20 protein-coding genes are annotated in these 23,563 nt (G+C 67.9%); 8 read left to right on the forward strand and 12 right to left on the reverse strand.

Features of this window, described 5'->3' with window-relative positions; translation table 11 throughout:
- Positions 1–375 precede the first annotated feature (375 nt).
- Positions 376–816: a glycine-rich domain-containing protein gene (locus tag ACWC5O_RS38780; protein ID WP_450591282.1), complete on the forward strand. Its 441-nt coding sequence runs from the start codon at positions 376–378 to the stop codon at positions 814–816.
- A gap of 591 nt (positions 817–1,407) precedes the next feature.
- Here ACWC5O_RS38780 and ACWC5O_RS38785 read toward each other — a convergent pair.
- Positions 1,408–1,971 (reverse strand): class I SAM-dependent methyltransferase, encoded by a 564-nt coding sequence (locus tag ACWC5O_RS38785; RefSeq protein ID WP_450591283.1) that lies wholly within the window; start codon positions 1,969–1,971, stop codon positions 1,408–1,410.
- 1 nt (position 1,972) lies between these two features.
- Positions 1,973–2,680: a hypothetical protein gene (locus ACWC5O_RS38790; RefSeq protein ID WP_450591285.1), complete on the reverse strand. Its 708-nt coding sequence runs from the start codon at positions 2,678–2,680 to the stop codon at positions 1,973–1,975.
- 397 nt (positions 2,681–3,077) lie between these two features.
- Between ACWC5O_RS38790 and ACWC5O_RS38795 the strand changes: the two genes are divergently transcribed.
- Positions 3,078–4,523 (forward strand): hypothetical protein, encoded by a 1,446-nt coding sequence (locus tag ACWC5O_RS38795; RefSeq protein WP_450591286.1) that lies wholly within the window; start codon positions 3,078–3,080, stop codon positions 4,521–4,523.
- 133 nt (positions 4,524–4,656) lie between these two features.
- Positions 4,657–4,812 (forward strand): hypothetical protein, encoded by a 156-nt coding sequence (locus ACWC5O_RS38800; RefSeq protein WP_450591287.1) that lies wholly within the window; start codon positions 4,657–4,659, stop codon positions 4,810–4,812.
- A gap of 232 nt (positions 4,813–5,044) precedes the next feature.
- On the opposite strand, the gene ACWC5O_RS38805 is transcribed toward ACWC5O_RS38800, so the two are convergent.
- Positions 5,045–7,714 (reverse strand): tetratricopeptide repeat protein, encoded by a 2,670-nt coding sequence (locus ACWC5O_RS38805; protein WP_450591289.1) that lies wholly within the window; start codon positions 7,712–7,714, stop codon positions 5,045–5,047.
- A 117-nt stretch (positions 7,715–7,831) separates the two neighbouring features.
- On the opposite strand from ACWC5O_RS38805, the gene ACWC5O_RS38810 reads away from it, so the two are divergent.
- Both ACWC5O_RS38810 and ACWC5O_RS38815 read left to right on the forward strand, forming a co-directional pair.
- Positions 7,832–8,032, forward strand: coding sequence for a hypothetical protein (locus tag ACWC5O_RS38810; RefSeq protein ID WP_450591291.1), 201 nt, complete (start codon positions 7,832–7,834; stop codon positions 8,030–8,032).
- 40 nt (positions 8,033–8,072) lie between these two features.
- Positions 8,073–8,384: an NUDIX domain-containing protein gene (locus tag ACWC5O_RS38815; protein WP_450591292.1), complete on the forward strand. Its 312-nt coding sequence runs from the start codon at positions 8,073–8,075 to the stop codon at positions 8,382–8,384.
- Positions 8,385–8,625: 241 nt separating this feature from the next.
- Here ACWC5O_RS38815 and ACWC5O_RS38820 read toward each other — a convergent pair whose 3' ends face one another.
- From ACWC5O_RS38820 to ACWC5O_RS38830, 3 genes are all read right to left on the reverse strand, one after another.
- Complete coding sequence (locus ACWC5O_RS38820; protein WP_450591293.1) at positions 8,626–9,633, reverse strand: hypothetical protein; 1,008 nt, start codon at positions 9,631–9,633, stop codon at positions 8,626–8,628.
- Positions 9,634–9,861: 228 nt separating this feature from the next.
- Positions 9,862–10,701: a hypothetical protein gene (locus tag ACWC5O_RS38825; protein WP_450591294.1), complete on the reverse strand. Its 840-nt coding sequence runs from the start codon at positions 10,699–10,701 to the stop codon at positions 9,862–9,864.
- Between the two features lie 276 nt (positions 10,702–10,977).
- Positions 10,978–12,147 (reverse strand): hypothetical protein, encoded by a 1,170-nt coding sequence (locus ACWC5O_RS38830; RefSeq protein ID WP_450591295.1) that lies wholly within the window; start codon positions 12,145–12,147, stop codon positions 10,978–10,980.
- A gap of 225 nt (positions 12,148–12,372) precedes the next feature.
- Between ACWC5O_RS38830 and ACWC5O_RS38835 the strand changes: the two genes are divergently transcribed.
- Positions 12,373–12,597 (forward strand): hypothetical protein, encoded by a 225-nt coding sequence (locus tag ACWC5O_RS38835; protein WP_450591296.1) that lies wholly within the window; start codon positions 12,373–12,375, stop codon positions 12,595–12,597.
- Positions 12,598–12,654: 57 nt separating this feature from the next.
- Here the strand turns inward: ACWC5O_RS38835 and ACWC5O_RS38840 are convergent, their stop codons facing one another.
- Positions 12,655–12,996: a hypothetical protein gene (locus tag ACWC5O_RS38840; RefSeq protein WP_450591297.1), complete on the reverse strand. Its 342-nt coding sequence runs from the start codon at positions 12,994–12,996 to the stop codon at positions 12,655–12,657.
- 220 nt (positions 12,997–13,216) lie between these two features.
- Between ACWC5O_RS38840 and ACWC5O_RS38845 the strand changes: the two genes are divergently transcribed.
- Positions 13,217–14,458, forward strand: a complete 1,242-nt coding sequence (locus ACWC5O_RS38845; protein WP_450781179.1) for a trans-sulfuration enzyme family protein — start codon at positions 13,217–13,219, stop codon at positions 14,456–14,458.
- A 313-nt stretch (positions 14,459–14,771) separates the two neighbouring features.
- On the opposite strand, the gene ACWC5O_RS38850 is transcribed toward ACWC5O_RS38845, so the two are convergent.
- The 5 genes from ACWC5O_RS38850 to ACWC5O_RS38870 all read right to left on the reverse strand — a co-directional run bounded on the left by ACWC5O_RS38850 (position 14,772) and on the right by ACWC5O_RS38870 (position 21,865).
- Positions 14,772–15,908 (reverse strand): hypothetical protein, encoded by a 1,137-nt coding sequence (locus ACWC5O_RS38850; RefSeq protein ID WP_450591299.1) that lies wholly within the window; start codon positions 15,906–15,908, stop codon positions 14,772–14,774.
- Positions 15,909–16,178: 270 nt separating this feature from the next.
- The gene (locus ACWC5O_RS38855; RefSeq protein ID WP_450591300.1) at positions 16,179–16,886 is read right to left on the reverse strand and encodes a hypothetical protein; all 708 of its coding nucleotides are present in this window, start codon (positions 16,884–16,886) and stop codon (positions 16,179–16,181) included.
- A gap of 179 nt (positions 16,887–17,065) precedes the next feature.
- Positions 17,066–19,144 carry a hypothetical protein gene (locus ACWC5O_RS38860; RefSeq protein ID WP_450591302.1) on the reverse strand — a complete coding sequence of 693 codons (2,079 nt, stop codon included), beginning with the start codon at positions 19,142–19,144 and terminating at the stop codon, positions 17,066–17,068.
- Between the two features lie 37 nt (positions 19,145–19,181).
- Entirely contained in the window at positions 19,182–21,164 is a 1,983-nt protein-coding gene (locus ACWC5O_RS38865) for a hypothetical protein (protein WP_450591303.1), read from the reverse strand.
- The gene (locus tag ACWC5O_RS38870; protein ID WP_450591305.1) at positions 21,161–21,865 is read right to left on the reverse strand and encodes a hypothetical protein; all 705 of its coding nucleotides are present in this window, start codon (positions 21,863–21,865) and stop codon (positions 21,161–21,163) included. The genes ACWC5O_RS38865 and ACWC5O_RS38870 overlap by 4 nt, the downstream gene beginning before the upstream one ends.
- A gap of 734 nt (positions 21,866–22,599) precedes the next feature.
- On the opposite strand from ACWC5O_RS38870, the gene ACWC5O_RS38875 reads away from it, so the two are divergent.
- Positions 22,600–23,286 (forward strand): hypothetical protein, encoded by a 687-nt coding sequence (locus tag ACWC5O_RS38875; protein ID WP_450591307.1) that lies wholly within the window; start codon positions 22,600–22,602, stop codon positions 23,284–23,286.
- Positions 23,287–23,563 lie beyond the last annotated feature (277 nt).

Genomic DNA, 23,563 nt, shown 5'->3' on the forward strand with positions numbered 1-23,563 from the left:
GAGAGGCTCGGGCCGGGATTGGGCGTGGCGGTCGCGGACGGGGTCGGGGACTTGGACTTCGGAGACGTCGTGGAGGCCGACGGGTTCGGGCTACGCGCCGGAATTCCCTTGCTCCGCAAGGGAATTGATAGACCGTCACTCCGTGACGGTGGCTCGAATCGCTCCGCGATTCGACCTGACGGAATTCGCTCCGCGAATTCCTGAGAGGCGCCAACAGGCGCGAGGATCGCGCTTTCTGAGTCCTCGTCAGAAAATAGGCGAACCCTTGGCAGTTAATCCCCTGGCCTTCGTGATTGAAGTGCTGTATCTTATTTCTTGTCAGGGGTTAGCGGCCCCGGACACCACGAAAATACACCAACGGAAGGAACCCAAAGAATGGGAACCGAAATTCAGGTTGAGACGCGCGACCCCAAGTCGTTCGTTTCGCCGGAGGTCTGGGCGAAGGAAATCGCCCTCCTCATGCGGGACTACCCGTTCGACATCGTCATGGCCGAGCGGATCTTCGGGCAGGCGGTTGCCTACCTGATCACGGCCATGGAGATGCGTGGGCGCGGTCTCGGCATGGGTCCGGGTGAGCTGGTGGACCACGGCGTCCACGTGTTCATCCTGGACACCAAGAACTACCGCGAGTTCTGCGCGGCCCACATGGACGGGGGCTTCCTCGACCACATCCCCGAGGTGGAGCGCAAGGGCGACGGCTCCGTCTTCAACACGGCCAAGATCATCGAGGCGAACGGCTTCGCGGTCGACTGGCCGCTGTGGGAGAAGGACGCCATGAAGTGCACCCCGTGCCGTCCCGGGGAGGACGGCCACTGAGCCGGACCCCGTAACGCACAGTGAACGCCCCCGGCCGTCACCCAGCGTGACGGCCGGGGGGTCGGGCGCGGCTGGGCGGGGCGCTGCGTGCCCGTGCCGTGGCCCCTGGCGCGCAGCGTCAGGGCAAGGGTCATGACAGCGCGGAGCGAGGGAGCTGGGGGCGCGGAGCGCACCCTGCGACCGGCTGTCATGACCCGCAGCGCGTGAGGGCGCGGAGCGCCCGGCCGGGCTGTCGCGGAGCGACGGCCCGGCACGCGGCCCCGTGGGGCGGCGGAGCGCAGCGGAGCCGCCCCACGGGCGGCACAGGGGCGCGCAGCGCCCCGCCCGGCCGCGCCCGACCACTCGATCAATGACTGGGCCTCGACGCGCGCGGCCCGGCTGCGCCTCAGACGACTGGTGCCCCGAACACCACGCCCCTGCTGGGGGTGTGGTGTTCGGGGCACCAGTCGTTGGGTGTGGGGTGACGGCCGGCTCGCCGGGTGGGTGGCGAAGGGGTTAGCGGCCCGCTGCCGGCCGTCACTGGCGTCCGGTCCCACGAGGCAACACCATGCCCTGACCGAACGCCCGCCTGAATCGTAACTCCCTGGAATATCAGAGAGTCAGGGTGTAGCAGACATGCTGTGAGTCCAGGTCGTATTCCTTGACCACAGTCCACCCGTGACGCAGCTCTTCGACTTCTTCCGCTGTCACTCCGATACCGCGCCGTGGAGGCGGGAGCCGGTCGGCATGGGGTGTCATTACATGGAAAACGCCTCCGGGCGAAAGATGATCCCTGACATTCTTCAGGAATTCCGCCTTTTCCTGAATGAATGCATAGCTGAGACGGCTTGAAATCAGGTCATAGGCGGGGAGTTTTTCCCATTTGCGACCCTCGGCGTTCCAGTGCTGGAATGAGAGTCCAGGGGTTTCCCGGTATTTGGAATTGGCCAATGAAATTGCCGTTTCCGCATAGTCGACGCCCAGCACGGTGTAACCCTGCTCGCTGAGGTACTTGGCGAACCCTCCGGTCCCGCAGCCGACATCGAGAGCTGTCAGCCCGTCACCTGCACCGACGTTTCGCTCAAAGGCCGCCTCTTCTTCGCTGGTGACGGGGCGGAACCTCCGACCGGCCGCGTAATGCGCGTCCCACTCATCCACTGCGACAACCGTGCGCACCTCAGTCCCCCTTCACCCTGTCAGCATTCCCGACGACACCGCGGGCAGCTCTCCGCACCGCGGCCGGGTAGCCGAGCCGGTCCGCGGCCTGCGTGAACGAAAGCCCCGGCTCCGCCTCCAGGAGACGGGCGATGCGCTCCCCACGCAGCTGGGCCAGTACCCGTTGGGCTGTGGCCGGCGCCACGCCAAGCGCATCGCAGACCTCGGCAATCGTGACCGCCGGCAACGTATCCAGGAGGGCCGCCACCCTGCCGCGGAGCTCGCCGCTCGGCACCGCGTTGACGCTTCCCTTCGGCCTGCCGGCCGCGCCCTCCTTGCCGGGACGCGTGTCCCGGAAGGCGTCGATAACGCCCCGCGGCCAGTGCTCCACCCCACACACCTCAACCACGTGCGGCGCGATACGGGGGTCCGTCTTGTAGCCGTCCCAGGTCCTGGGCGTCACCTGCAGTTCGGCGGCGGCTTCCTGCCGGTCCAGGAGGTCCCCGGCGCCTCCGGCGGCCGGAAGCGCGGGAACCTGCTCGCCGGCGAGGAAGGCCGCGGTCTGCTCTCCGTCCCACAGCAGCACCCGCGCACCCGCCGAGCTCACCGGCGCCGGGAAACCCGGTGCCGTGTACGGCCTCTTGTTCCGGAACGTCCCCATCGACATCCCCATATCCCGGGCCAACAACTCCCGAGTCCGCACCAGACCCCGCCGCTCGAAATGGATCAACGCCCGTCACTCCCTCGAGGTATCCGACAAGGATGGATGGCACGGACAACCGGCACCACCGACCCAGCGGAGCCTGAACTCAACCGTGATGCCGGCGATGGCCTCCATGGCGTGCAGCGCGCGGGCACACGGACAGAAGCCCTTCACGAGCTCGACTCCCCGCAACAAAAGATACTGCACTTACGGCAAGGTGTCGCACAGCGCCTGCGGCAACGGTCCGGAGGAAGTTCTGTCGGGGGCGCAAGGCCAGGGTCCCGGGCATGGAGCCCCGGGGCTGAGAAACAGCCAACTCCCCTGCGCAGCAACGGATCTGCGCCTGGCCCCTGGTACCGTCGGCGATCGATTGATCACCGACGGTCGGAGAGACCGTCACGGTGGCAGAGGGGAAGCACACGGTATGCGTGCGGGTGCAGTCGCGGGAACGGTTCTGCTGCTGGCCGTCTCGGTGGCGGGCTGTGACAGTGGGAATGGCGGCACCCACGGGAGCGGCAAGAACGGCGCTCTGGACCCCTTCCACCAGGCCAAGCCGCTCGCCAAGCTGAGCGTGCCAGCCGCCTACGATGCGAGCAAGGGATGGGACGAGACGCTGAACTGGGTGCCCGGGTCGGTGAAGACCCTGCCGGTGACGGTGGCGCCCCGCGCGGGCGAGGTCGCCCTGATGCACGTTGCCTCCAACGGCTACACCATCCAGGCGCGGGCCGCCGACACCGGCCGGGTTCGCTGGACGTCGGCCCCGTGGAATCCGCCGACGCCGCTGGAAGGCGCAGCCGGTGACCCGGCGGAAGGAGAGGCAGCAGAGATCCCCGACGTGATGGCCGTCGAGCAGGACGGACGCGAGTACATCATCGCGTACGCCCACGGTTTGCGCGGCAAGGACGCCCTGCACAAGGGCACCGCGGTGGTCAGTCTGGCGGTGTATTCCGCCGACGCCACAGGCGCGTCGGTGAAGCCGCTACGGCAGATCGATCTGCCGGTAAAGGGGGAGCCCGCGGTGCGGGTCTCTCCGTACGGTGGCCGGGTGCTGGTCGGCCTGGGCAATATGGTCGACTCGGGCCTGTACCCGGCACGTTCGTTTGCGGTGGATGTGGTGACGGGTCAGAGCACCGCCTACGACCATCCCGATGACCTGCTGTCCCCGTGCGGTCAGGCCGACTGTGCGGGGGGCCGTGTCATCGCGGCCACCCCGGATGGCCCCTTGGTTGGTGTGGACAACGGAGGGTTTGGCCTGGCGGGCCACTGGTTCAGCGACTCCGTACGCCCGAGCGGTACCGAGCGGACCGGCGATCTCGCTCCCTTCAACGGGCTGGCCTATGGCGTCATCGACGGCCACGTGCTCGCCGGCTGGCAGACCCCGGACAAGGAGGACGGCACTGCCGCCGATCCGGTGTGGTCAGTGCACGATCTGGGCACAGGACGTCTTCAGGCATCCATGACCTGCGGCTACGACCTGAACAACAACATTAATGCGGGCAACTACGCATCGAACCGTGAGTACGGCATGGTCGCCTCGCCCGATGGCCGCTATCTCGCTGCCGGGCCCGTCGTCTTCGATCTGCAGCACAAGAAGGGCATCTGCCTGGCACCGGACGGAGACCGCAAGTCGATCGCAATCACATCCATCCGCGACGACGGAACAGCATACGGCGCGGTCCAGGAGGACACGGCGGCCGCCAAGAACGACCCGGTCGTCGCCCAGATCGACCTCACCGCCGGCCCGGACTCGGCGAAGGTCCTGGGCACTGGCGCCAATGTGCCCTACGCGACCAGCGTGAAAGGCGCGGGACTCTTCCTGAGCCGCGACGACAACGACAACCTCCGAGTGTCACTGCGCCGCGAACACTGACGCCCCGGCCCGGCACCGGTAAGCCCTGCGCCGGAGAAAGCACCCGTGAGGTCCTGCAGGCGCAGGCAGGACAGCACGCAGATATTCGAACGCAACGGCTCCAATTGGAGCCAGATCGAAGGGGTAGGCAGACGTGAACGAGGAGGAAATAGCGCGGGCCGTCGCGCGGGGCCTGGCCCGGCACGAGGCCCGGCGGGCGGACGCACAGGCCCGGCAGCTACTCGGCTGCCTGCTGGTGTTCGCGCTCTTCACCGTCGGCTTCATCCTCCTCGTCACTTACGGAAGCTGACCGTCGGCGACTGCGGCTGCGCCGGTGGTAGGGCGTCCGTCCTCCTTCTACAGCGCCCCCCGGCAGTGGTCCTCCAACGTCGTCGATACCTTTCGCCGCGCCGAAGATCGGTCCGCGGGCCGCTGCGAATACAGCGAGCCCGGCCGCATGAAGCTCAGCCGGGCTCGTGAACTGCGTGGGCGGGTCGAGTGTCGTGTAGCTGTTCAGAGCGGGCGACCCGGCGTGGTCGCCCTCATTCCCAAGGCGGCGAGGGGCTACCGTCCGGATCCAGACCGTACGGCCACCGGGCAGCCCAATGTTTCACATCATTGGCAAAGTCCTGGTCCGCTGCTTCAGCCGCGTCCTGGGATCCGGCTGGAGAGTAGACAGGCAAAAAGGTGTGGGCTTCGCCTGCATCAGCGATCTGCCGATAGAGGGCCTCAGCCCGGTCGTGGTCGCCAGCGTCGGTGTGGATCTGGGCCAGCTGGGCCAGGGCGAGAGGATCCCCGTGATCGGCGGCTTGGCGGCGCAGATCTTCTGCACTATTCCGGTCGTCGCCTACCTCCCGCATACGGGCCAAAAGGCGGAGGGCGGATGGCTCACCGGCCTCGGCGGCCTGCCGGGCCGCTGCTTCGGCTCCTGAGCGGTCGCCCGCCTCCTCCAGCATCGAAACCAGGCGATGCGGGGCGTTGGAGGACGGGGCGACGACCGCTGCCTGACGGTAGAAAGCCAAAGCCGCGTCGAGGTCGCCGGCCTCCTCGCGTTGTTCAGCCAGCCAACGCAGAGCTTCTAGGTTTCCAGCATCGGCGGCCTGGCGGTACAAGGTCTCGGCGCCGTCGCGGTCCCCGGCCTTCGCCCGCATCACAGCCAAAGCGACCAGCAGTTTGTACTGGCCGTTGGCTGCGGCTTGCTGGGCCAGCGCTGCGGCACCCTCAAGGTCACCGGCATTCGCCCGCATCTTCATAAGGTCGCACAGGGCGTCGATATCCCCGGCGTCGGCTGCCAGACGGTACAGCATCTGTGCGCTATCGCGGTCGCCGACGCTCTGCCGTCGTATGGCGAGGAAGCGCAGGCCACTGGTTACACCGGCAGCAGCTGCTTGTCGTGCGAAGGCCTCGGCGCCACTTCGGTCTCCCGCAGTGTCACGCAGCAAAGCCAGCTTCGACAGCGCGGGCGCATAGCCGACGTCGGCGGCCTGGCGCAGGATGCGTTCCTCCCCATCGGGGTCCCCGACCACCCTCCACACATCCGACATCAGCTCCAGGCCGGCCGGCGCCGTGGCAGCGAACCGCTGGGCCAGACCTTCCGCGCCCTCAAGGTCACCGTCATTCGCCCTCCGCATGACGAGGTCACACACAGCTTCGGTACTCCCGGCGTCAGCGCCACGTTGGAGTAGCGCCACACGCTCCTCGCTGTCTTGACACATCAGGGCCAGGACATGCATGGCAGTGGCGCTGCCGGCGTCGGCTGCGCGGCGGCGGAGATGATCGGACCACTGCAAGCGATACCGGGCGAAGGCTGCCGCGGCAAGTGCGTTCAGATCAGCGGGGTCGGTGAGATGGGCTTGGGCAGCATGCCAGAAAGAAGCAGGCGGGCACGCGAAGCGGCGAGCCGTACGGCCGTGCTGTTCAAGGTAGTCAGCAAGCCGCAACAGCATTTCCGCAGGTGGGCCACTGGCGGTGACCCGTGCCTGGCTGCTGGGAGGTCTGCGCTCAGGACGGACGACCGCACGGCCTAGGGGTGCCTGTCTGCCGTGAACAGGGCGGGCCAGATCGGCGAAAGCGGCCTCTGCCCAGTCCTCGGTGAGATCACCGAGGTCGTCGTCGCTGAGGTAATCGATCGCTGCCTCGGTGAGGAAAGGCTTTGGCAGGTGTAGGCCGACACCCAGACGGCGTGCGTCCATAGCGGCCTCCAGCACAGCTCTGACAGGGGGTCCGGCTTGCTGGTAACGGCGCAGCAGCTCCGGAGCGCCGGCTAGTTCCTGAGTCACTCGGCCGTCCGCACCTCGCCGGGCCAGGGCATCGGCCAGTAGGCGGTCACCGCCCTCGGCAAGGGAGACAGCCGCCTTCAGCGCCTTGGCGTCGAAGCTGTCCGGGACCGCAAGGGTGCGTCCGGCTATGAGTTCACGCGCCCGGCTGTGCCGATCCCAGCCTCCCGAGGAAGGGAGAGCGGTGTACTGCTCGGCGTGCGCGGGCCACAGCGTTCCCAGGACCAGGACCGGCCCCCGCAGGGAGTCGGTGATCAAGGCGTGCACCGCAGCGGCGATCTGCTCGCCCAGCCGGGCGTCGCCGAGGTAGTGCTGGGCATCGTTCAGCCAGACCACTGTGCGCGGCTGCACGCGAACCAGGTCCTCCAGCGCGGCATCAGCCCTCGTGGGGTCGAAGGGATGCCACAGCATCCACCCCTGCTCGGCGAGAGGCTGCACGGCCTCCCAGCAGGACCGGGTCTTGCCCGTTGAGGAATTGCCGACGAGGATCGCCAGCCGGCTGCGGTCCCGCAGGACATCGCGCACCGCCTCCACGAGCGCCTGGTCATGAATCCTCCTGACATAGCCAGGCAGCATGCGTCGGCCCGCGAGGACCGCTCCGGCCGGGTGGACCTCGAGATCGTGCGGATCCCACTGCCCGATCGGTTTGCCCGGGCCCGGCGTGCGACCGACGGCCACAGCAGCCGCTCCGGCGGAGGCCCTGCGCAGCTCCAGCAGTTCCAACTCCGGGAGCCGCAGCGCACGGGACAACGCGGCAACAGTCGCTGCCGACGGCACCGGACCGTCAGGTTTGAAGGCTTCCGAAACCGTCGTACGGCCAAGCCCCGTGCGAGCAACCAGCATCGTCTTGTTCAGCCCCTGACGAGCAAGGGCATCTTCCATCCTGGCCCGCAGCTCGGATAACGCCGCCGCACGCTCTTCCTGCCCGCCGCTCACACGCTCCGCTTCCCGTGATGTGTTCACCACTGTTCATCTTCGTACGGGCGCACCACGGCGAACACCGATTCCGAGACCTTCGGTCATGTCAACACCCGATCGCTCCAGGGAGTCGTCGTGCCCAATCTTGCCCTTGTCCTGCTCACTGCCGCACTGGTCATGGTGATGGCACTGCTGGCCGCCGCCATCGCCGGCAAGCTCGCCCGTCTCGACGGCGCCACCTACCCGACCGCCCTGACACGGGCTGCTGCAGTCTTCGCCACGGTGGTCTCACTGGCCGTCGCCGTCACCGCCACGCTTGCCCAGATCTACACCTGAGCCGCCGCTTAGATCGCCAGGCCATGGCTAGCGTCACCGCATGCCCACTCCCACGTCCGACTACGATCGCGCGCTACCCCGAAAGCGCGTCGCTGCCGGCGTTCTCTTCTTCGACGACCAGGACCGCGTCTTGCTTGTCGACCCCGTCTACAAAGACCCCGGGGAGATCCCCTGCGGAGCCGTCGAAGCCGACGAATCCCCCCGCGCCAGCGCCCACCGCGAAATCAAAGAGGAACTCGGCCTCGACCTACCGCCCGGCCGGCTCCTCGCCGTCGACTGGACACCTTCCCGGCCCGACCGCAGCGAAGGCCTCGTCTTCATCTACGACGGCGGACACCTCACCAGCGAGTAACTCGCCGCCGTCCAATTCCAGCCCGAAGAACTCCGCGGCTACGAGTTCGTCTCCCTCCCCCACATCGCCGACCGTCTCATTCCTCTCCTCGCCCGCCGCGTCCACCACAGCGCCCACGCCCGCGCACAGCAGACCATCCTCTACCTCGAGAACGGCATGCCCCCGGCCTGACGGCCCCAAGGAACGCCTCCCGATCTGCTGGCCCGGCTCGGTTACACGCCACCGGTGGCCGTCGGTTGTGTCACACGACGGTGAGTCCGAGGCGGCGGGTCAGTTCGTCCACGGCGGCGCGGTCCCGATCGGACAGGTTCGCGCGCACGCCCAGGGAGATGCCCACATCGGGGTCGTCGAGCGTCGGGATCATCACGGCGGCGCCGACGAACGGGGTGGAGTCGGGCAGCAGCATCTCCAGGCGCCGCGCCCAGATCTTCGGCGAGCGGATATAGGCGGAGCCGGTGCGAGCCGCGTCAACCAGGAGGATCGTCGGCATGGACTCGGCCTGCCGGATCTTCTGGTCGTCCTGCAGGACGAACCGCACCTCGTCCTCCACGTCCGTCAGGTGGTGGCCCGGCTCGCTGCCCCAGAAGCCGTTCATGACGGTGACCAACGAGCCGTTCGGCAGGTAGTCGGCCTGGTGGATCCCGACGTTGAGCAGGAGACGCGTGCGGGCCGACCAGGGCTGGTCTATGACTGAGACCCGGGTGCCAAAGTCCCTGCTGCGCACCCGCTGGAGTGTCTCTGCGACCACCTCGGCCCGTTTGCCGGGCTTGATGATGAGCGGCTGGGAGTCGGGGATAAGACCTACGAGAACCGGCGGGTCGATGTCGGCGAGGGCGGCTTGGAGTTCGTCGTGCAGGTCTCGCAGGCCGTTCAGGCGGCGGGCCTTGACCTCGATACCCAGGTTCATCTCGCGCAGCACCAGATCCGGATCGGTGGCGCCGTTGCGTCGGCCGAAGTCGAACGGGATCCCGGCGCGCGCGAGTTTGGCGCCAGCGACCATCTCGGCCCGCACGATCATCAGGCCGTCGTCGAAGGTGCGGGCGTTGCGGAAGTCGCGACGCACGCCTCCACGTCGCTCGGGCCCTGCCTTCTCCAGGGTCTCGATGATGTTCTCGAAGGCCGTGACGACGACGGAGGCGAAGCTGTCCGCGGGGCTGTTCCCGGTGGCCTCGGCGATCAGGTCGGCCAGCGGGTGGTCCTGCGGGGTGTTGTTCATCCAGTCCTGCAGGAAGGGGAACGACGTACTCACATCAAGTCCTCGAGAGTTGGCCGGGCGGAGAGGTGGTCACGCCTGCGGCACAGCCAGCGTACGCGCGGCAGGAAGCGGGCCGCACGGAGTTTCTGTGAGCTCCGCCGTAATAAAGGCCGCATTCCTCCGTGCAGTCGTCTCCATGTCCAGGTCGCCGCGCGCCTGCGCTGGTCATGCTCAGGCCGGCGCACGGTCGGCCCTCCCCCGGCGGCCCGGGGGAATGGCGCCTCAGGTGCTGATCAGTTGCGCACTACCCGTGCCAGCCTCAAGGATCCCGGAGCAGGGGGTCTTCTGGTGATACCGGGCTTCCGGGATACGGGCCTCGGAGCGGGTCAGCAGGTCGACCACCCGGCTGTGATCGGTGTCGGAGTGGGAGTCCCATGTGAGCCGGTCCGGGCGTGTGGGGTGGCCTGTGACCCAGGCGGGTACGAGGTCGAAGCGGTACCACAACGGCATGGCACGCATCAGGAGAGCGCTGCGCAGCGGCGTACTGGAAGTGAACGCCCAACATTTGCGGTGTGCCCCCTCCTCGTCGGTGAGGTGCGGCTGACTCCACAGAGGTGAGCGTCCGTCGCGCTGATGCCAGTCGGTTTCCTGCCGGAAGAGCAGTCGCATGATGTCCGTGCCGTGCCAGCGGCAGGAGTCGACAAGATCGAGGCGACCCCCAGTGGGCAGGTGGATCAGGCGTACCCGTCGGCGGGTGAGGCTGATCGGCCGCAGACCAGGAATGCCGCACAGGCCGTGGTCTTCGTGGCGGAAGGGCAGAAGGCGGCTGGCAATGCGGCATGCCGTGTTGGTGTGAATTTCCAGGTGGCACGGCTGGTGGCAGATGGAGTTCAGATAGCCGCTGATGCCGGCCATCGCGGTCTTCCCTGGCTGCTCAAGGGGATGTGGGTGCTCGCGGTTGCTCATCAGGCACTCGAAAAGGAGGGCCTGGAAGGCCATTTGCCCGCGGTCCTTCGGATCCAGAGTGGGGCGGTTGCCGGTCACCTGGAGCGGTCCCGCCTCGGGCAGGTACAGAAGGTGTCCGACTTCCTTCCTGATCCGCTTGTCGGTCGTGTGCGGCACAGTGCTCCTGCTCCAACTGCCCCCGGGCGGCAGCCGTGGAGAAGAGAGCATGCACGGATACCAAAAACGTTCTTGAAGGACCGGGCATCCCACCCTTGAGGTCTCAGCGCCTCCGCCCGGGCGGACCGCTCGCCTCCAGACCGTCCCTGGCCTGTCGGAGACCAACGCTATCGAACCGCGCCTCGCAGGCGACGCCGACACGCCACCCAGCCGAGCCCGACGCAGCACACGGTGTCCTGCAGAGGCGCGGCGAGCCGTCGCTCGGCTTCGCCCGGTTCAGCCGGCGGCCTCCGCGGTCGTAGCCGCTTCCGGCCCGACGACTTTGGTGAGGATCAGGTCGCGGACGGGCGGTGGCAGCACACCGGGGATCTGGAGGACGTGCCACTGGCACCCGGGGGCCAGACGGTCGAGCTTTACGTACATCTGGCACTGGAACAGCCACATCAGTGCCGAGAAGGCGCCCTTCGACGGCGCCCGGCGCTCGCGCAGGGTCTCGATGACAGAGAGCCCGCACGGCAACATCCTGCCGTGCAGCCACTCCTCGGCGGCCTCGCCGAGTTGCCTGGCTTCCAACTCGCCTTCCACTCGCCGGCACAGGTCCAATGCCCACTCCCGCACCTGGGCCGCCGTACGCCACCCGGCCGCAAGGTCTTCCAGCGGCGCCGTGTCGGCCAGGTCCCGCAGGGCATCACGGAGGTCGCCGTCAGGAAGGAAGGACAGAGACCCATCGTCCGCGAGGACCTTGGACGCGGCCTCGGGGACGTCTTCCCACGTGGTCTCGACGAGCGAGGCGAACGGGTTGGCGGGCATGCCCGGGCTCATGACGCGCAGCAGGGCTCCGATGTCCTGGAGGGGGACGGGCCCGCCGAGGGAGGCGGTCACGGCGGTTAGCGTGGCGTCCTGCGGCGTGAGCCGCTCCGGTTCGGCGTTCCGCTCCAGATCCGCAAGCTCAGGCGGGAGTTGACCGAGGGCGCGGGCGATGCGCCCGTCGATACGGCGGACCCGGGCCGGGACGAGGGTGCCGCTCTGGCCGCGGTCGGCGAGCTGGTTGGAGATCTGGTCCAGCCGCTCGTCCAGGCCGAGGCCGTCGCCGGGAACGTCGTTCTCCCCGGGAAGAGCGACGGCGTCCACGGAGGCACGGAACGCGGCACGTACCGCCGGCTCGGGTACCGGGAGGCCCTCAGCGAAGGCCAGCAGCGCCAGGTCTGTCGGCCGCTTGCCCCGACCGGCGAGGCGGGCGAGGCCGAGCACCAGGTCGAAGCTCTCGCGCGGCGGCGCCGAGGTGCTGCCGCGTCCCCGACCGAGGCCTCCACCGGGGACGTTGCCTGGCAGGAGTCCGGCCCGCCGCCAGACCGCGAGCCGCTTGACGGTGACGGTGAAGCCGTGACGCGTCGCGTGGTCGATGAGCTGCTGGTCAGCGGCGCTGGGCGGCTTGCGGGAGGCCATGGCGTGACGGTACCGGCCCACCACCAGGTGCGGACCGTGTTTTGGAGACCCCCCACCTTCGTCCGGTCGTTTTGGCGCACGTTCTGCAAAGTGGCGGAGAAGTGGCGACTGTTCGGCGTAGTTGTGCCGTCGCGCAGCAGCCACAGATGCCGTTGCCCAGCTGCATGCCGCGGCCCCCGCGTGTGCGCGGACGCCGCTGGTGCCCGATGTGAAAAGGAACTGCTGATGACCACGGACACGGACGCGTCCCGCCCGCAGGACGGCGAGCACCGGGAACTGCGCCTGATGGTCCTGCTCCTCACCTTGGTGGTGGGGCTGCTGATCACCGGTGCGGCCGTCTACCTCGCGCGCGAGCATCCGGCTCTCGCTCAACCCCTGAGCGTGGGCGCTGCCGTGATGAGCGCGCTCGCTGCGCTGGCCGGCGTCGTGGCCCGTGCCATTCGGCGGTGATGGCCGTGGTGGCCTCGACGACGATCGCGGGCTCTTCCTGCTGCGTCCCGGTGCGGGCTACGAGGCGTTGAGGGTGGTCGTCATTGACACATACAAGGTGCTGTCCGACAGCCCTCGCAGTCGCATGTTCAGCGAACTGAGTCCGCCGGTTTCGCCCACGGCCGGGGCCAGAGCTACGAACGTCTCATCGAGGTCTCTCAGCTGCTCGCTGCTGAGATTCTTCGGGTGTCCCTCGAGGGCGTGCGTGAGGTAGGACCGGTCCTTGCCAAGGGCACGGGCCACAGCCACCTGGGTGATCTGGTGATCTTCGGCCAGCAAGTCCAGCTCGGCAGCCAACGCGTAACGGATCAGCTGCTGAGCGTCGCTGATATCGCTGACGTCCAGCATTACGCGGGTCACGTTGTCGAACGTAGCAACCTCGTTGCGCGCACGCGACCGGGCGTTGCGGGACCGTCGTAGCGAAATAGCGGACCGGCAACGATCAGTCTCTGACCTGCAACAACACCTTTCGTGAACGGGCCGAAAGTCTGTTGCTGAGTGCGGTGCGGCGCGCAAGGAGGTCCTTCCGTGCTCCTCCCCAGGGCCGGAACGACATTTACTACACCTAAGGAGTCACGTCATGGACCAGCACATTCCCCAGCAGACCGGCACACCCCCCACCACCCCTATCGAGCGGCCCCCGGGCAAGGGGGAGCGCATGTCGGCTGACACGCTCGCCGTCCACGCCGGCCGCCGCCGCCTGCGCGAGCTCGGCGTGGGCGTACCGCCCATCCACCGCGACGCGTTCACCCCGCTCCCGGACATCGACGTCGGCGGAGACTCCTACGACAGCCTTGGGGCTGGACTCGCGCTCGCGGACGGCCAGGTCGCGGTCTACCGGCGCCTGTGGGGGCCGAACGCGGCACGATTCGAAGAGGCAGTGGCTGCCCTGGATGGGATGGAGGACGCCGCCGCCTTCTCCACCGGAATGGCCGCGGTGAACACCCTGTTCAAGATCGTGGCGGACAGCGGCAAGCGGCATATCGTCGCTGTTCGGCCCCTCTACGGAGGTACCGATCACACGCTCGCTCGAGGCCCGCACGGGATCGAGGTCACCTGGTCTACGCCGGCAACGGTGCACAGCGCGCTGCGACCCGACAGCGGCCTGGTCTTCGTCGAGACCCCGGCCAATCCTTCCCTGGACCTCATCGATCTGGAAGAGCTCGTCCGGCAGGCCGACGGGGTACCGGTCGCGGTCGACAACACGTTTGCGACGTCTGTGCTGCAGACCCCGGCCCGGCACGGTGTTGCCCTGGTGGTCACCTCCGCCACGAAGTTCATCGGCGGGCACGGAGATGCTCTCGGCGGCGTGATCTCCACGACCCAGGAATGGGCGGCGAAGCTTCGCGCCGAGCGGGCGCTCGCCGGCAACATCCTCAGCCCGGACGAGGCGTACATGCTTCACCGTGGCCTGCAGACCATGCCGGTCAGGGTCCGCGCACAGCAGGAGAGCGCACGGCTGGTCGCCCACTGGCTGGCCGCGCACGCCGGGGTCTCGCGGGTTCTCTATCCGGGACTGCCCGGACGTGATCCGCAGGGGCTGGTCGGCGCAGGCCGACAGATGGCGGGCCCCGGTTCAATGATCGCCTTCGGGATGCGCGGCGGCTACGAAGCCGCAACCCGCGTGGCACACTCCGTGCGGCTGATCACACACGCCGTGTCGCTGGGGGGTGTGCAGTCCCTCATCCAGCATCCGGCCGCGATTACCCACCGCCCCGTCGAGAACTCCGCGAAGCCGGACGACGATCTTCTGCGGCTCTCCGTCGGACTTGAGGACGCAAAGGACCTGGTCAGCGACCTTGACCAGGCTATGTCCGCCTAACGTTTGATGTCGCCTCCAGCCCGGCTGCGCGCACCGGGGGCCTGCCGGGCTCGGCGACCTGATTGACACGGACCTGTGGCAGCCCACGGCCGGGGCCCGGTCCGAGCGGATGCGCATTCGAACCAGGGGCTGACTGGCCGCGCAGGCCACTGAACAGTCTCATCGGCTCCGGGCGCCTCGCCGACACCCCACGCCGCTACGGGGGAAAGCGGGTCGCACGAGGCCTGCCCGGCTACTCAAAGCCATCTGTGCCGCACGAATCCGATGGGATGGTGCTGAGCCCGTCGCCGGCTTGCTGAGGCGTCCGTGTGCGTCAGCTGATGTGGGCCGGGCAGGCGGCACAGGTCTCCATGCCATCCTGTTGCTGGTACAACCGCCCGCAACGGCCGCACTTCTGAATGCCGGGAACCACAGTGGCGCAGGAGAAGCAGAAGTCGATGGGCGTATCGGGCGCGGCAGCGGTGTTGGCTCCCTGGACCAGGTCTTCCTCCCCGCAGACAGGGCACCGCTCGGCCGCTCTCCGGCCGTACTGGTCCGGATAGAAGTCGGGGTCGCGCCCCAGGAGCTCCACGCCGTACCAGGGGCCGGGTGCCGGGCCGCCTGTCCTACCGCAGAACAGGCAGAGGACGACCGGATCCCTGTCAGCATCCGCGGGCCGGGCAATCAGAGCCCACTGGTGGCAGCCCGGACACTCCAGCGTGTGATCACGATGTGCGTCGAGCACGGACCTCAGCCGCTGCCTTCGCTTCTTCACGAAGCCCTGGATCCCCGTCAGACCGCTGCGGACACGCTCCATGTCTGTTCGGGTGCTTTCACGTTCCGGCTCGTCCAGCTCGGGCAGCAGTTCCTCGTCGAGAAACGCAACCAGGAAGTCAAGGACCTCCGCGGCCTTGCTCTCCACCGCCAGGGCTTTAGCGTCCGTCCCAGTCAGTCCATAGTGCTGCAGCTTGTTCCGAACCTTGGCCAATTCTTCGAGGGCTGTAGCTTGCTGGACGCTGATGCCGACCTGGGCGAAGTCTCGCAGCCGCTGGATGGCCTGAGCAGGCGTGCAGCTGTTCAGACTGCCGTCCTCCAGCTGAGATCGCTTGGCCTTGGCAGGGTCCGTGAAGACGAGTGCCCAATACTCACGCTGGAGCCTGGCTTTCAGAAGGACTTCGCTGCCGGCCGCCAGGTGGAGAACGGCGTACTTCAAGTCCCGGGCACTGACTCGATCGCTGCCTGTCTGCAAGTGCTCGACCACGCTGACCAGGTAGTCCAGGCCGTTGGCGATCAGCGGGAAATATATCTCGCTGCCCGGCAGTTCAACCGTCCTGTTCGAGTCGTACAGCCGCTCCTGGGCCACACCCGGCTGGCGCCAGCTCCCCTGCCGCGGCTGGATCTCGCGCAGCAGCTTGTCGAAGGAGCCCGCCAACGGCGGGTTGACAGGTGTGGCCGCGATGAAGTCGTCCACCCAACTGGCCCGGGAAGTCGACTGATCCGCTTCTGGCATCGAGGGTGAGGAACTGGGCTCTCCAGACATACTCAGAACCTAGCCCGTCGTCATACAGAAGCTTGCCGACTTCGGCCTCTACGCAACGCCACGCGTCTCGACGCGCCGCCAACCTGCGGGAACTCGGCAAGCGCCCTCTCCGTAGAGGGCAGGGCCCTCTACCGGTTCGGCGGCCGGTAGCAGATCGCAGTCCTCGACGAGTGGCTGTGACCAGCAATTTCGCAATAGCCCCTAACCGTTGCAGGCCCAGCGGCCGGTGATGTGGAACAGCGGCTTCTCCTGGTCGTTCTCCTGCTGCCAAGGTGCAAGCCAGGCGTCCAGCGTGCCGGATGTCAGTCCGTGGTCGACCGTGACCAACGCCTTGCCCTTGTTGTGGTCGTCAGGGAGGTAGTAGACGTACTGGAACTTCCCAAGCCCGTTGCCGAGCACGACGCTGCTCGGAGCCTTGTCCGAGGCAACGTCGAAGGTCAGCACGTTCGACTCGCCATTCGTATCGGCGTCGTACACCGCAATGTGCTTGCCCGGCTTCGGAGACCCGAAGGAGGCACCGTTTCCGATGGAGATCTCCCAGTCGATGCCGTTCATGCGCACGGTGAACTGCGCCTCCCAGGCGCCGTCACCAGCGGGCATCACGCACTGCGTGGCGCCATCGGGCACGGTGTAGTCGTAGTGGGCCCCGCTCTTGCCGTGGAGTACCTTCAGTGCCCCGCGAGCGGTTCCCTTGATGTCTCCGCTGAAGCGCAGGTCGGTTCTCACGGGCGGTGTGCTCGGCGACTTACTCGCCTTCGGTCTCGCTTGCACAGCCGCGTGCTTACTCGCGGCCGGGCGTCGGCTGCTGACCGGGGGCTTGCTGTTGGCGGGGGTGGACCGGTGAGCCGTGCAGGCGCCGACCGCCCCCAGCGCAATCACAACGCCAACGATCATCTTCTTGCCAGCCATATGGGTTCTGTCCCTTTGCAAAGTCGTCATAGTGGTCCACCAGAGCAGGTGGCGAGCGCGTCCCGTATCCAGGGGTCCGAGCCGGCCTGTCCCTCGACGGCGTTCCCCACGCGGCACCGCGCGGACGGCCGAGCGGCCTTCCTGGTCAAGGTCAGTGGGTGCGAGCTGGATGCCTCGGCTTACTTGCGGGAGTAGGCAGAGGGCGTGGTGCGGTTGCCGGCGACGATGCCGGCGACGACTGCACGGTCTGTTGTTGCCCCGCGAGGCCGGTGGGTGGTGGTCCAGGCGACCTCATCAACGCGCAGGTTGCCTTGTGTGTCGTCCTTCGGTGTGAGGTCCAGGACGAGGAGTTGTCCAAAGGGGGCATTGGTGTTGCTGTATTCGGCGGCTTGGGCAAGGTAGCGGCTTTCGAGGTACTGGTGATCGTTATCGGTGGCGTCCTGTTTGACCTCGGTGAGGTAGCGCAGGGAGCCGAAGTGCGCCATGACGTCAGCGCGGCCCATGCCCACGTCGACGGGTTCGACAAGGACGACGTTGTGCAGGGGGCCTTTTTGGAGCCACTGATGGAAGTCGCGCTGCAGGTCGGCTTCGACGGGCTTGCGCGCTTCCTCGGGTTTGCGCCGGTAGTCGAAGGAGGGGGGCTCACCCTTTTTGGCGGGGCCGACGAGGTTGGTGCGGGTGAGGTCGGAGCGGCTCTTGAGGAAGAGGAGCGTCTGCTCGACCAACACGGAGAAGGTCTGGCGGACTTCCCCGATGAACGCGGGGTGGGCGGACAGCTCGGTCACGAGCCGGTCGAGTGTGGGCACGATGAGCGGGTCGGTGGCTTTGAGCCGGGCGACGTCACTGTCGTGAGCAAGGCCTTCCAGTACAAGAAGTTGCTGGTCATCTAGTGTGCTGGCGATGTTCAGAGCTTGGTCTTTGAGCTGGAGCAGCAGGGTTGGTGCCAGACGCTGCACGCGGGCAAGCGCCGCTCCGCCGGGGTCATCGTCATCACTGCCGTCGTCGGTGGCAGCGGAGGAGCTGGCGGAGCTCGACTCGCGCTGGGCTGCGCTTTCGATCGCACTGAGCAGGGCCCTGGCAGTTGCGGCATCGAAGCTGCGGGCGGCGTGCTGGTCTGTTTCCTGGGTGGCGCGGCGCAGTTGTGCTAGGAAGGCCTGCTGGCGCAGGAAGCCGTCTTCGATGGCGGGCTGGACCAGCAGGGCCAGGCCCTGGTCGGTGTCGCCTGCCCAGGGGCAGACGGTGCGGGCGGCGGTGTAGGCGGCGAGGACGGTGTCCAGGGCTTGCCAGGCGTCCATCCAGGCATCCTGTTGGAGCGTGGTGGCCGCGGCGCGTAGCTGGAGGATGAGGTGGTGCCAGGCGACTTCTGCTGAGCGGCGCGGCTGGAGCCATTCGGGCTGGTGGGTGCGGTGGAGCCAGGCCTGGCTCTGGTCCAGGGTGTCGGCGATCTGGTCGGCGGCGTGGTTGATGGCTGCTGTGTCTGCCCGGCCGAAGGCGAGGATGGCGTCGCAGACTGCCGCGTAGGTGAGGGCGTCGTGGCGGGCTTCCTCGGCCTGGGCGGCGGTCTCGAACTGCTGGCGGGCCTGGACGAGGTGGGTGGTGACGATGCCGATGTCCTGGGAGGACAGGGCGCGGCGCAGCAGGTCGCAGCCGAGTTCGAACATCGCGTCCACGTCGGTGGCCTCGTCGTGGGTGAGCTGCTGCAACAGGGTGCGTACCGTGTCGGCGATGGTGTCCTCGTCGGCCCAGCGGTCGAGGGTGAGGCCGAGGAGGCGGGGCAGGCGTTCGAGGAAGTCTTCGGGGCCGTCGGTCGGCACGTCCTCGAGCGTCTGCCACAGTTTGAAGGGGGTGACTGCTTCGGCGACCGCCAGGCGTACGGCGCCTTCGAGGCGGGCGGCGGCCAGGAGAGGTGCGGCCTCGATGCGGTCCGGCAGTCCGTCCAGCAGGGCTGCGGTCAGGGGCTTGCCCAGTGCCTTGGCGGCCGCGGGGCTGTGGAGCAGGGCGTCCATGGATGCGGTGAGGTGCAGGACGCTGCGCTGTGCGGCGAGTCCTGTGGGGAATGCGGTGGCTGCGGGCTGCCATTGGGTGTCGCTGCGGTTGTATGCGTCGGCGACGGCTTCGGCGAGGTAGGGGGCGAAGGGGCCGGCGGCCACGTCGCCGGCCTGGCTGGCGACGGTGTCGGGGGCGAGGCCGAGGGCAGGGAAGGTGATGGGCTGGCCGTCTGCGGCCAGTTCGGTCAGCCGGTCGGCGAGTTGCGGCACGGCAGCCGTCCTTTGCTGAGTGCTATCGGGTGCGGCATCACCATAGGGAAGCGCCGGGGTTGGCCTGCCGGAGGCTGTCGGTGGGCAGCGCGGCGCGGGCCAGGTCGAAGTCCGCGGTGGTGATGACTACCTGAAGGTCGCTTTCGGCTGCGACGGTGGCCAGTTCCTTGAAGAGCTTATGGGCGTCGGCGGACTGCATCTCCTCGGACTTGGGGCTGTCGATCAGCAGCAGGCCGGGGTGGGTGGACACGCCGTTTGCCTGGCCGACCCTGAGCAGGGCGATGGCGACGGCGATGCGCAGCCGCAGGCGTGCGCCGGCGGTCTGGTCCTTGAACCATTCCTGCTTGCTACCGACGGGGAAGATCTTCAGGCGGGCGCCGCGGTCGATCGACACCGACTGCAGGGAGGGAACCCCGAACAGAGTCGCCAGCTCTGCAGTCTCTTCGTTGACCTCTTTGAACAGCGCCTCGGCGGCCGTCTTGCTGTCCTTTTCCAGCAGGTCGGCGGCGGCCGCCAAGACCTTGATGGCCTTGGCCTCGGTTTCGTCGGGGGCCGGTTCCTCGGGCTCGCGGAACACGCTGAGTGCGCCTTCCAGCCGCAGCACGTTCTCCTGTAGGGCGAGGCGAACGGGCAGGTCGGCGGCGGACTGGGCACGTCGCAGCTGTTCCTGGGCACCTTCCAGTTGGCGTGTCAGGCCATCGACGGTGGTCTCGGCCTGCTCCAGAGCCTGCTTGGCTGCCGCTTCGGCGGCGGTACTCGTCTCCAACCGCTGCTGTGCCTCGGCGGTGATTTCCTGCGGGTCTTCGTCGTCTCCGGTCACCTCTCGCGCGCACACCGCACAGGTGTGGGCGTGCCGCTCCTGCTGGCGGCGCGCGTCGTCGATCTGCTGGTCGCAGCGGGGGCAGCTAGTCGGGTTCAGACCGTGGAAGAGCAGGCGGGCGGTGGCGCTTTCGGTGACGTCGGTGAGGAGCTTGGTGGCCTGCTGGCGTTCGGTGCGCGCCTGGCGGAAGACGCGCAAGGCCTCGTCCCACGCGTCCTGCGCGTCGGCCAGCGCCCGGGCGAGCTGTACCGCGTCGTGGGCCAGGTCGGTCAGGGAAGCGTCCGCGCCGTCCCCGGGCAGCAGGGCCGCCAGTGCGTCGCGGAGTTGGGCGAGCTCGGTTTCCAGGCGTTCGCGTTCGGATGCGCGTTGCACTGCTTCGGCGGCCGCTACCGCGCGGCGTGCCTTGTCCTCGGCGAGACGCACGTCGTGCACGGTCTTGACGCGGGTGAGGGCGGCGGCCGCGGGCAGGTCCAGGAAGACCTGCAGCAGACGGCCCGGCAGCCCGTTGGAGGTGACCTCGCCCAGCAGCGCCTTGTCGCCGCCGGCCGGCAGGTAGACCGCCCCGAAGTACGCGGGCCACCCGTGGGTCTGGGTGCTGGTCTCCTTGAAGCTGTTGACCAGGGGCTGCAGATCCATCCGCCCCAGCATCAGGCCGGCGATCTGCTCCGCGTAGCTGTCGGTGCTGGAGGCTCGCAGCAGTACGGTGATTCCCCGGTCCGGGGCGGGGCCGCGTACGCCGGCCAGTGCGGCCGTGTCACTGCCGGTCAGGACGACGGCCGCAGTGATCTCGCCGTCGGTGAGATCCAGGCGGAACGCCATGGGCTCTCCCGCGACGGTCGCGTCCAGGTCGACGTGGTGCAGCCAGCTGCGAACACGGCTTTGCATCTCACTGCGCGGCGTGCCGCGCAGACACCACGTCAGCAGTTCCAGCACCGACGTCTTGCCCCGGAAATTGGAGGCGACCAGCGCTGTCAGACCTGCAGAGAAGGACAGGGTTTTGTCGAACGGGCCCGGCTCGACGTCGCCCGTACGCTCGCCGGCCACCCGCAGCCGATGCACCCGCAGTGACCGCGGACGTGCCGGAGAGATGACCAGCGGCAGCCCGTACTCGGTGAACACGTCACGGACGTCGTCGACCTTCACGCCCGCCTTGTCCGCAATGCGCGTCTCCAGTAGCGCCTCTTCCTGCACCGTGCTCATGCTCCCCCCGCTCCCTGTGCCTGCAGCTGTTGCCGGAACGCCGCCAGCCGGCGGCGCGCCTGCTCGCTGATCGATCCGATCCGGCTCCCCCGCGGCGTGTCGGCGTACTCCCGGGTCAGGTACTGCTGCTTCTTCAGCTCGCTGCCGCTCTTCTCCCCTGCGAGCCGCAGGACTTCTTCGACGCGCTCCACGTAGTAGCCGAAATCCGGTTCCTGGCGGATGATCTCCCGGGCGACGTTGCGGCCATGCTCCAGCAGGAAGTAGTCGTGCTGACGCACCCGGTTGACCGTGCCCCGCCGTTTGCGGACCAGTAGCCCGGCGCTGCGGAGCACCGCTAGGGCGTCGTCCAGCCACTCGTAGGCGCCGAAGTGGTGGCGCAGCATCGGATAGCGCCGCACCTCCGGCTCCTCGGAGTCCAGAATGCGACCGGCGAGTTCCAGCAGTGCTTCCTCACGCTCGGTCTCGTACGCAGTCAGCAGTTCGTTGGCTAGGTAGTCCGGATTGCGCAGCCAGAAGTCCAACTTCTGCAGCTTTACTTGCGTCCGCATCACGCCCACCGCCCGCTCCAGGCCGGGCACGGTCTTCTCCGCCTCAGTGAGCGGCTCGCACGCCCCGTCGATCAGCAGCAAAAGACGCACCGCGTCCTGCTCTCGGCTGGTCACCGGACCCCCCGGCCCCTGCCCCGCCCCCTCGTGATCCATCACGTCAGAGTAACCACCCGCACACGAACCTGACCATAGAGTGACAGAGCGAATGTAAGTACGTGGCCGGCTTGGCAGCCCAGGCCAGCACCCGGTCCTGGCTGGGGAGTTCACCCCACGCGGTCGCAGGCGAGCCGTTCCTCAAGCTGCCTGCACGGGACGGCTGCCCGCTGATCTGTGCAGCTGGCATCGCGTGGCACCGCGCCGCTATCCCGGGCGTCCCGCGAGCGCTCATGGGGCAGGTTTCTGCCCTGGAGGCGCGGGCCCGCGCCGGGCGGTGACGGCAGGCTTCGGCGCCGGATGCGACCCGAGGGCTGTCGAGCAGGCCGAGGCTGTACACCGTCTGAACCGCCCTGGACGTCGTACACGACCTGAGGACAGCCTTCGTATCATGCAGGCTCATCAGGCCAGCGCTGGGCAGAATGGCGGTGCGGGCGACGAACTCGCCCTCATCGAAGCTGCGCACGCCCATGAGCAGGCCATCTCGGCGAGCGTGTGACTGCGCTTCGGAGGTCCTCGGCGGAGCCGGGGTCTACGGCCGACGTGCTCGGTTCAGCCACCGCCGCAGGGCCTACGTCGTCCACCTTCGCCCGGGCCGGGCAGTGGGAAGGCGGAGGATGCACTCAGCGGACCCTGTATTCGCCTCGCTCAGCCACCATTGGTTCCCCTCTGCGGACTTGCCGGACGGCAGAAGGCCCCACAGCTTGATGATCAACAGTGGATAGGCTGTGTGCATGTCACGTGCACGCGTCACCCTCGTTACTGCCCTTGTCGGGATTGCCGCGCTCACCGCCTGCTCCTCCAGTAGCGGCAAGCCAGCTCCCGGCTCCGGCACGCACAATGGCGACGAGCCGGGCTCCGCTCCTGCCCCGAAGCCGATCACGAAGGAACTCACCCAGGCCCAGATCACGCAGGCCCTGCTCGGCGACGGCGAGAACCTTCCCGGTTGGTCCCTTCACGGCGACAAGTCGGTGACGGAAGGGCAGTACTGCAACGGCACGAAGGAGGCCGAGTCCGCGCCGGCGGGATGGGTCCGCGGCGGCGATTCCGCGTACGAGTACAACGGCTCCACGAACGACATGGCGTACATAGAGATCTGCCTCTTCAAATCGGCCGACGACGCCCACCGCCAGTACACGACATGGAAGGGCACCGAGACCAACAAGCAGCAGAACCCCAAAAAGCCGGTGGGCGACGAAAACACACTGGTCATCAACCCCGGTCTCAGCGACGACTCCGTCTATGGGTACGTCCGCTCGGGCAAGGTCAACATCCGGGTACGGATCGAAGGCGGCACCGCAGGCGACCCCTCGGGCACACAGGCCATCCTCGCCGCAACGCTCAAGCGCCTTCAGCAACTGCAGGACGGCAAAGCCGCCACCGTGACCGCCCCTGACGAACAGGCCGCGGCCCGGCAGTAAGCGATCTGCGTCGCCCTGGGCATGACGACAGACGAACACCCAATCGCAGCAGTGCAGGAAACAGCCGGGGCAGTGGACGCGATGGCCAACCGGCGGCCGCCTCGCCCAGTCCGAGGACGCCGTCCGGACAGGCGCAGCCGAGGCCAGCAACAACACTGGCCTCGGTGTCCGGTCCTCCTCGGTGCGGAGAAGCATGCCTCCTTCGGGTCAACGAGGTGCAGCGGGCGGTGAGTCTGTCGCCGTCACCGGCGCCCGGGCGGCGAGCAGCTGGGCCCCG

The sequence above is a fragment of the Streptomyces sp. NPDC001450 genome (assembly GCF_053597295.1).

What these genes read in the sequence shown, in the direction of transcription:
- ACWC5O_RS38780 (WP_450591282.1), top strand. Translation starts at nt 376, where the DNA reads ATGGGAACCGAAATTCAGGTTGAGACGCGCGACCCCAAGTCGTTCGTT.
- ACWC5O_RS38845 (WP_450781179.1), top strand. Translation starts at nt 13,217, where the DNA reads ATGGACCAGCACATTCCCCAGCAGACCGGCACACCCCCCACCACCCCT.
- ACWC5O_RS38795 (WP_450591286.1), top strand. Translation starts at nt 3,078, where the DNA reads ATGCGTGCGGGTGCAGTCGCGGGAACGGTTCTGCTGCTGGCCGTCTCG.
- ACWC5O_RS38830 (WP_450591295.1), bottom strand. Translation starts at nt 12,147, where the DNA reads ATGGCCTCCCGCAAGCCGCCCAGCGCCGCTGACCAGCAGCTCATCGAC.
- ACWC5O_RS38870 (WP_450591305.1), bottom strand. Translation starts at nt 21,865, where the DNA reads ATGGATCACGAGGGGGCGGGGCAGGGGCCGGGGGGTCCGGTGACCAGC.
- ACWC5O_RS38855 (WP_450591300.1), bottom strand. Translation starts at nt 16,886, where the DNA reads ATGGCTGGCAAGAAGATGATCGTTGGCGTTGTGATTGCGCTGGGGGCG.
- ACWC5O_RS38875 (WP_450591307.1), top strand. Translation starts at nt 22,600, where the DNA reads ATGTCACGTGCACGCGTCACCCTCGTTACTGCCCTTGTCGGGATTGCC.
- ACWC5O_RS38865 (WP_450591303.1), bottom strand. Translation starts at nt 21,164, where the DNA reads ATGAGCACGGTGCAGGAAGAGGCGCTACTGGAGACGCGCATTGCGGAC.
- ACWC5O_RS38835 (WP_450591296.1), top strand. Translation starts at nt 12,373, where the DNA reads ATGACCACGGACACGGACGCGTCCCGCCCGCAGGACGGCGAGCACCGG.
- ACWC5O_RS38815 (WP_450591292.1), top strand. Translation starts at nt 8,073, where the DNA reads ATGCCCACTCCCACGTCCGACTACGATCGCGCGCTACCCCGAAAGCGC.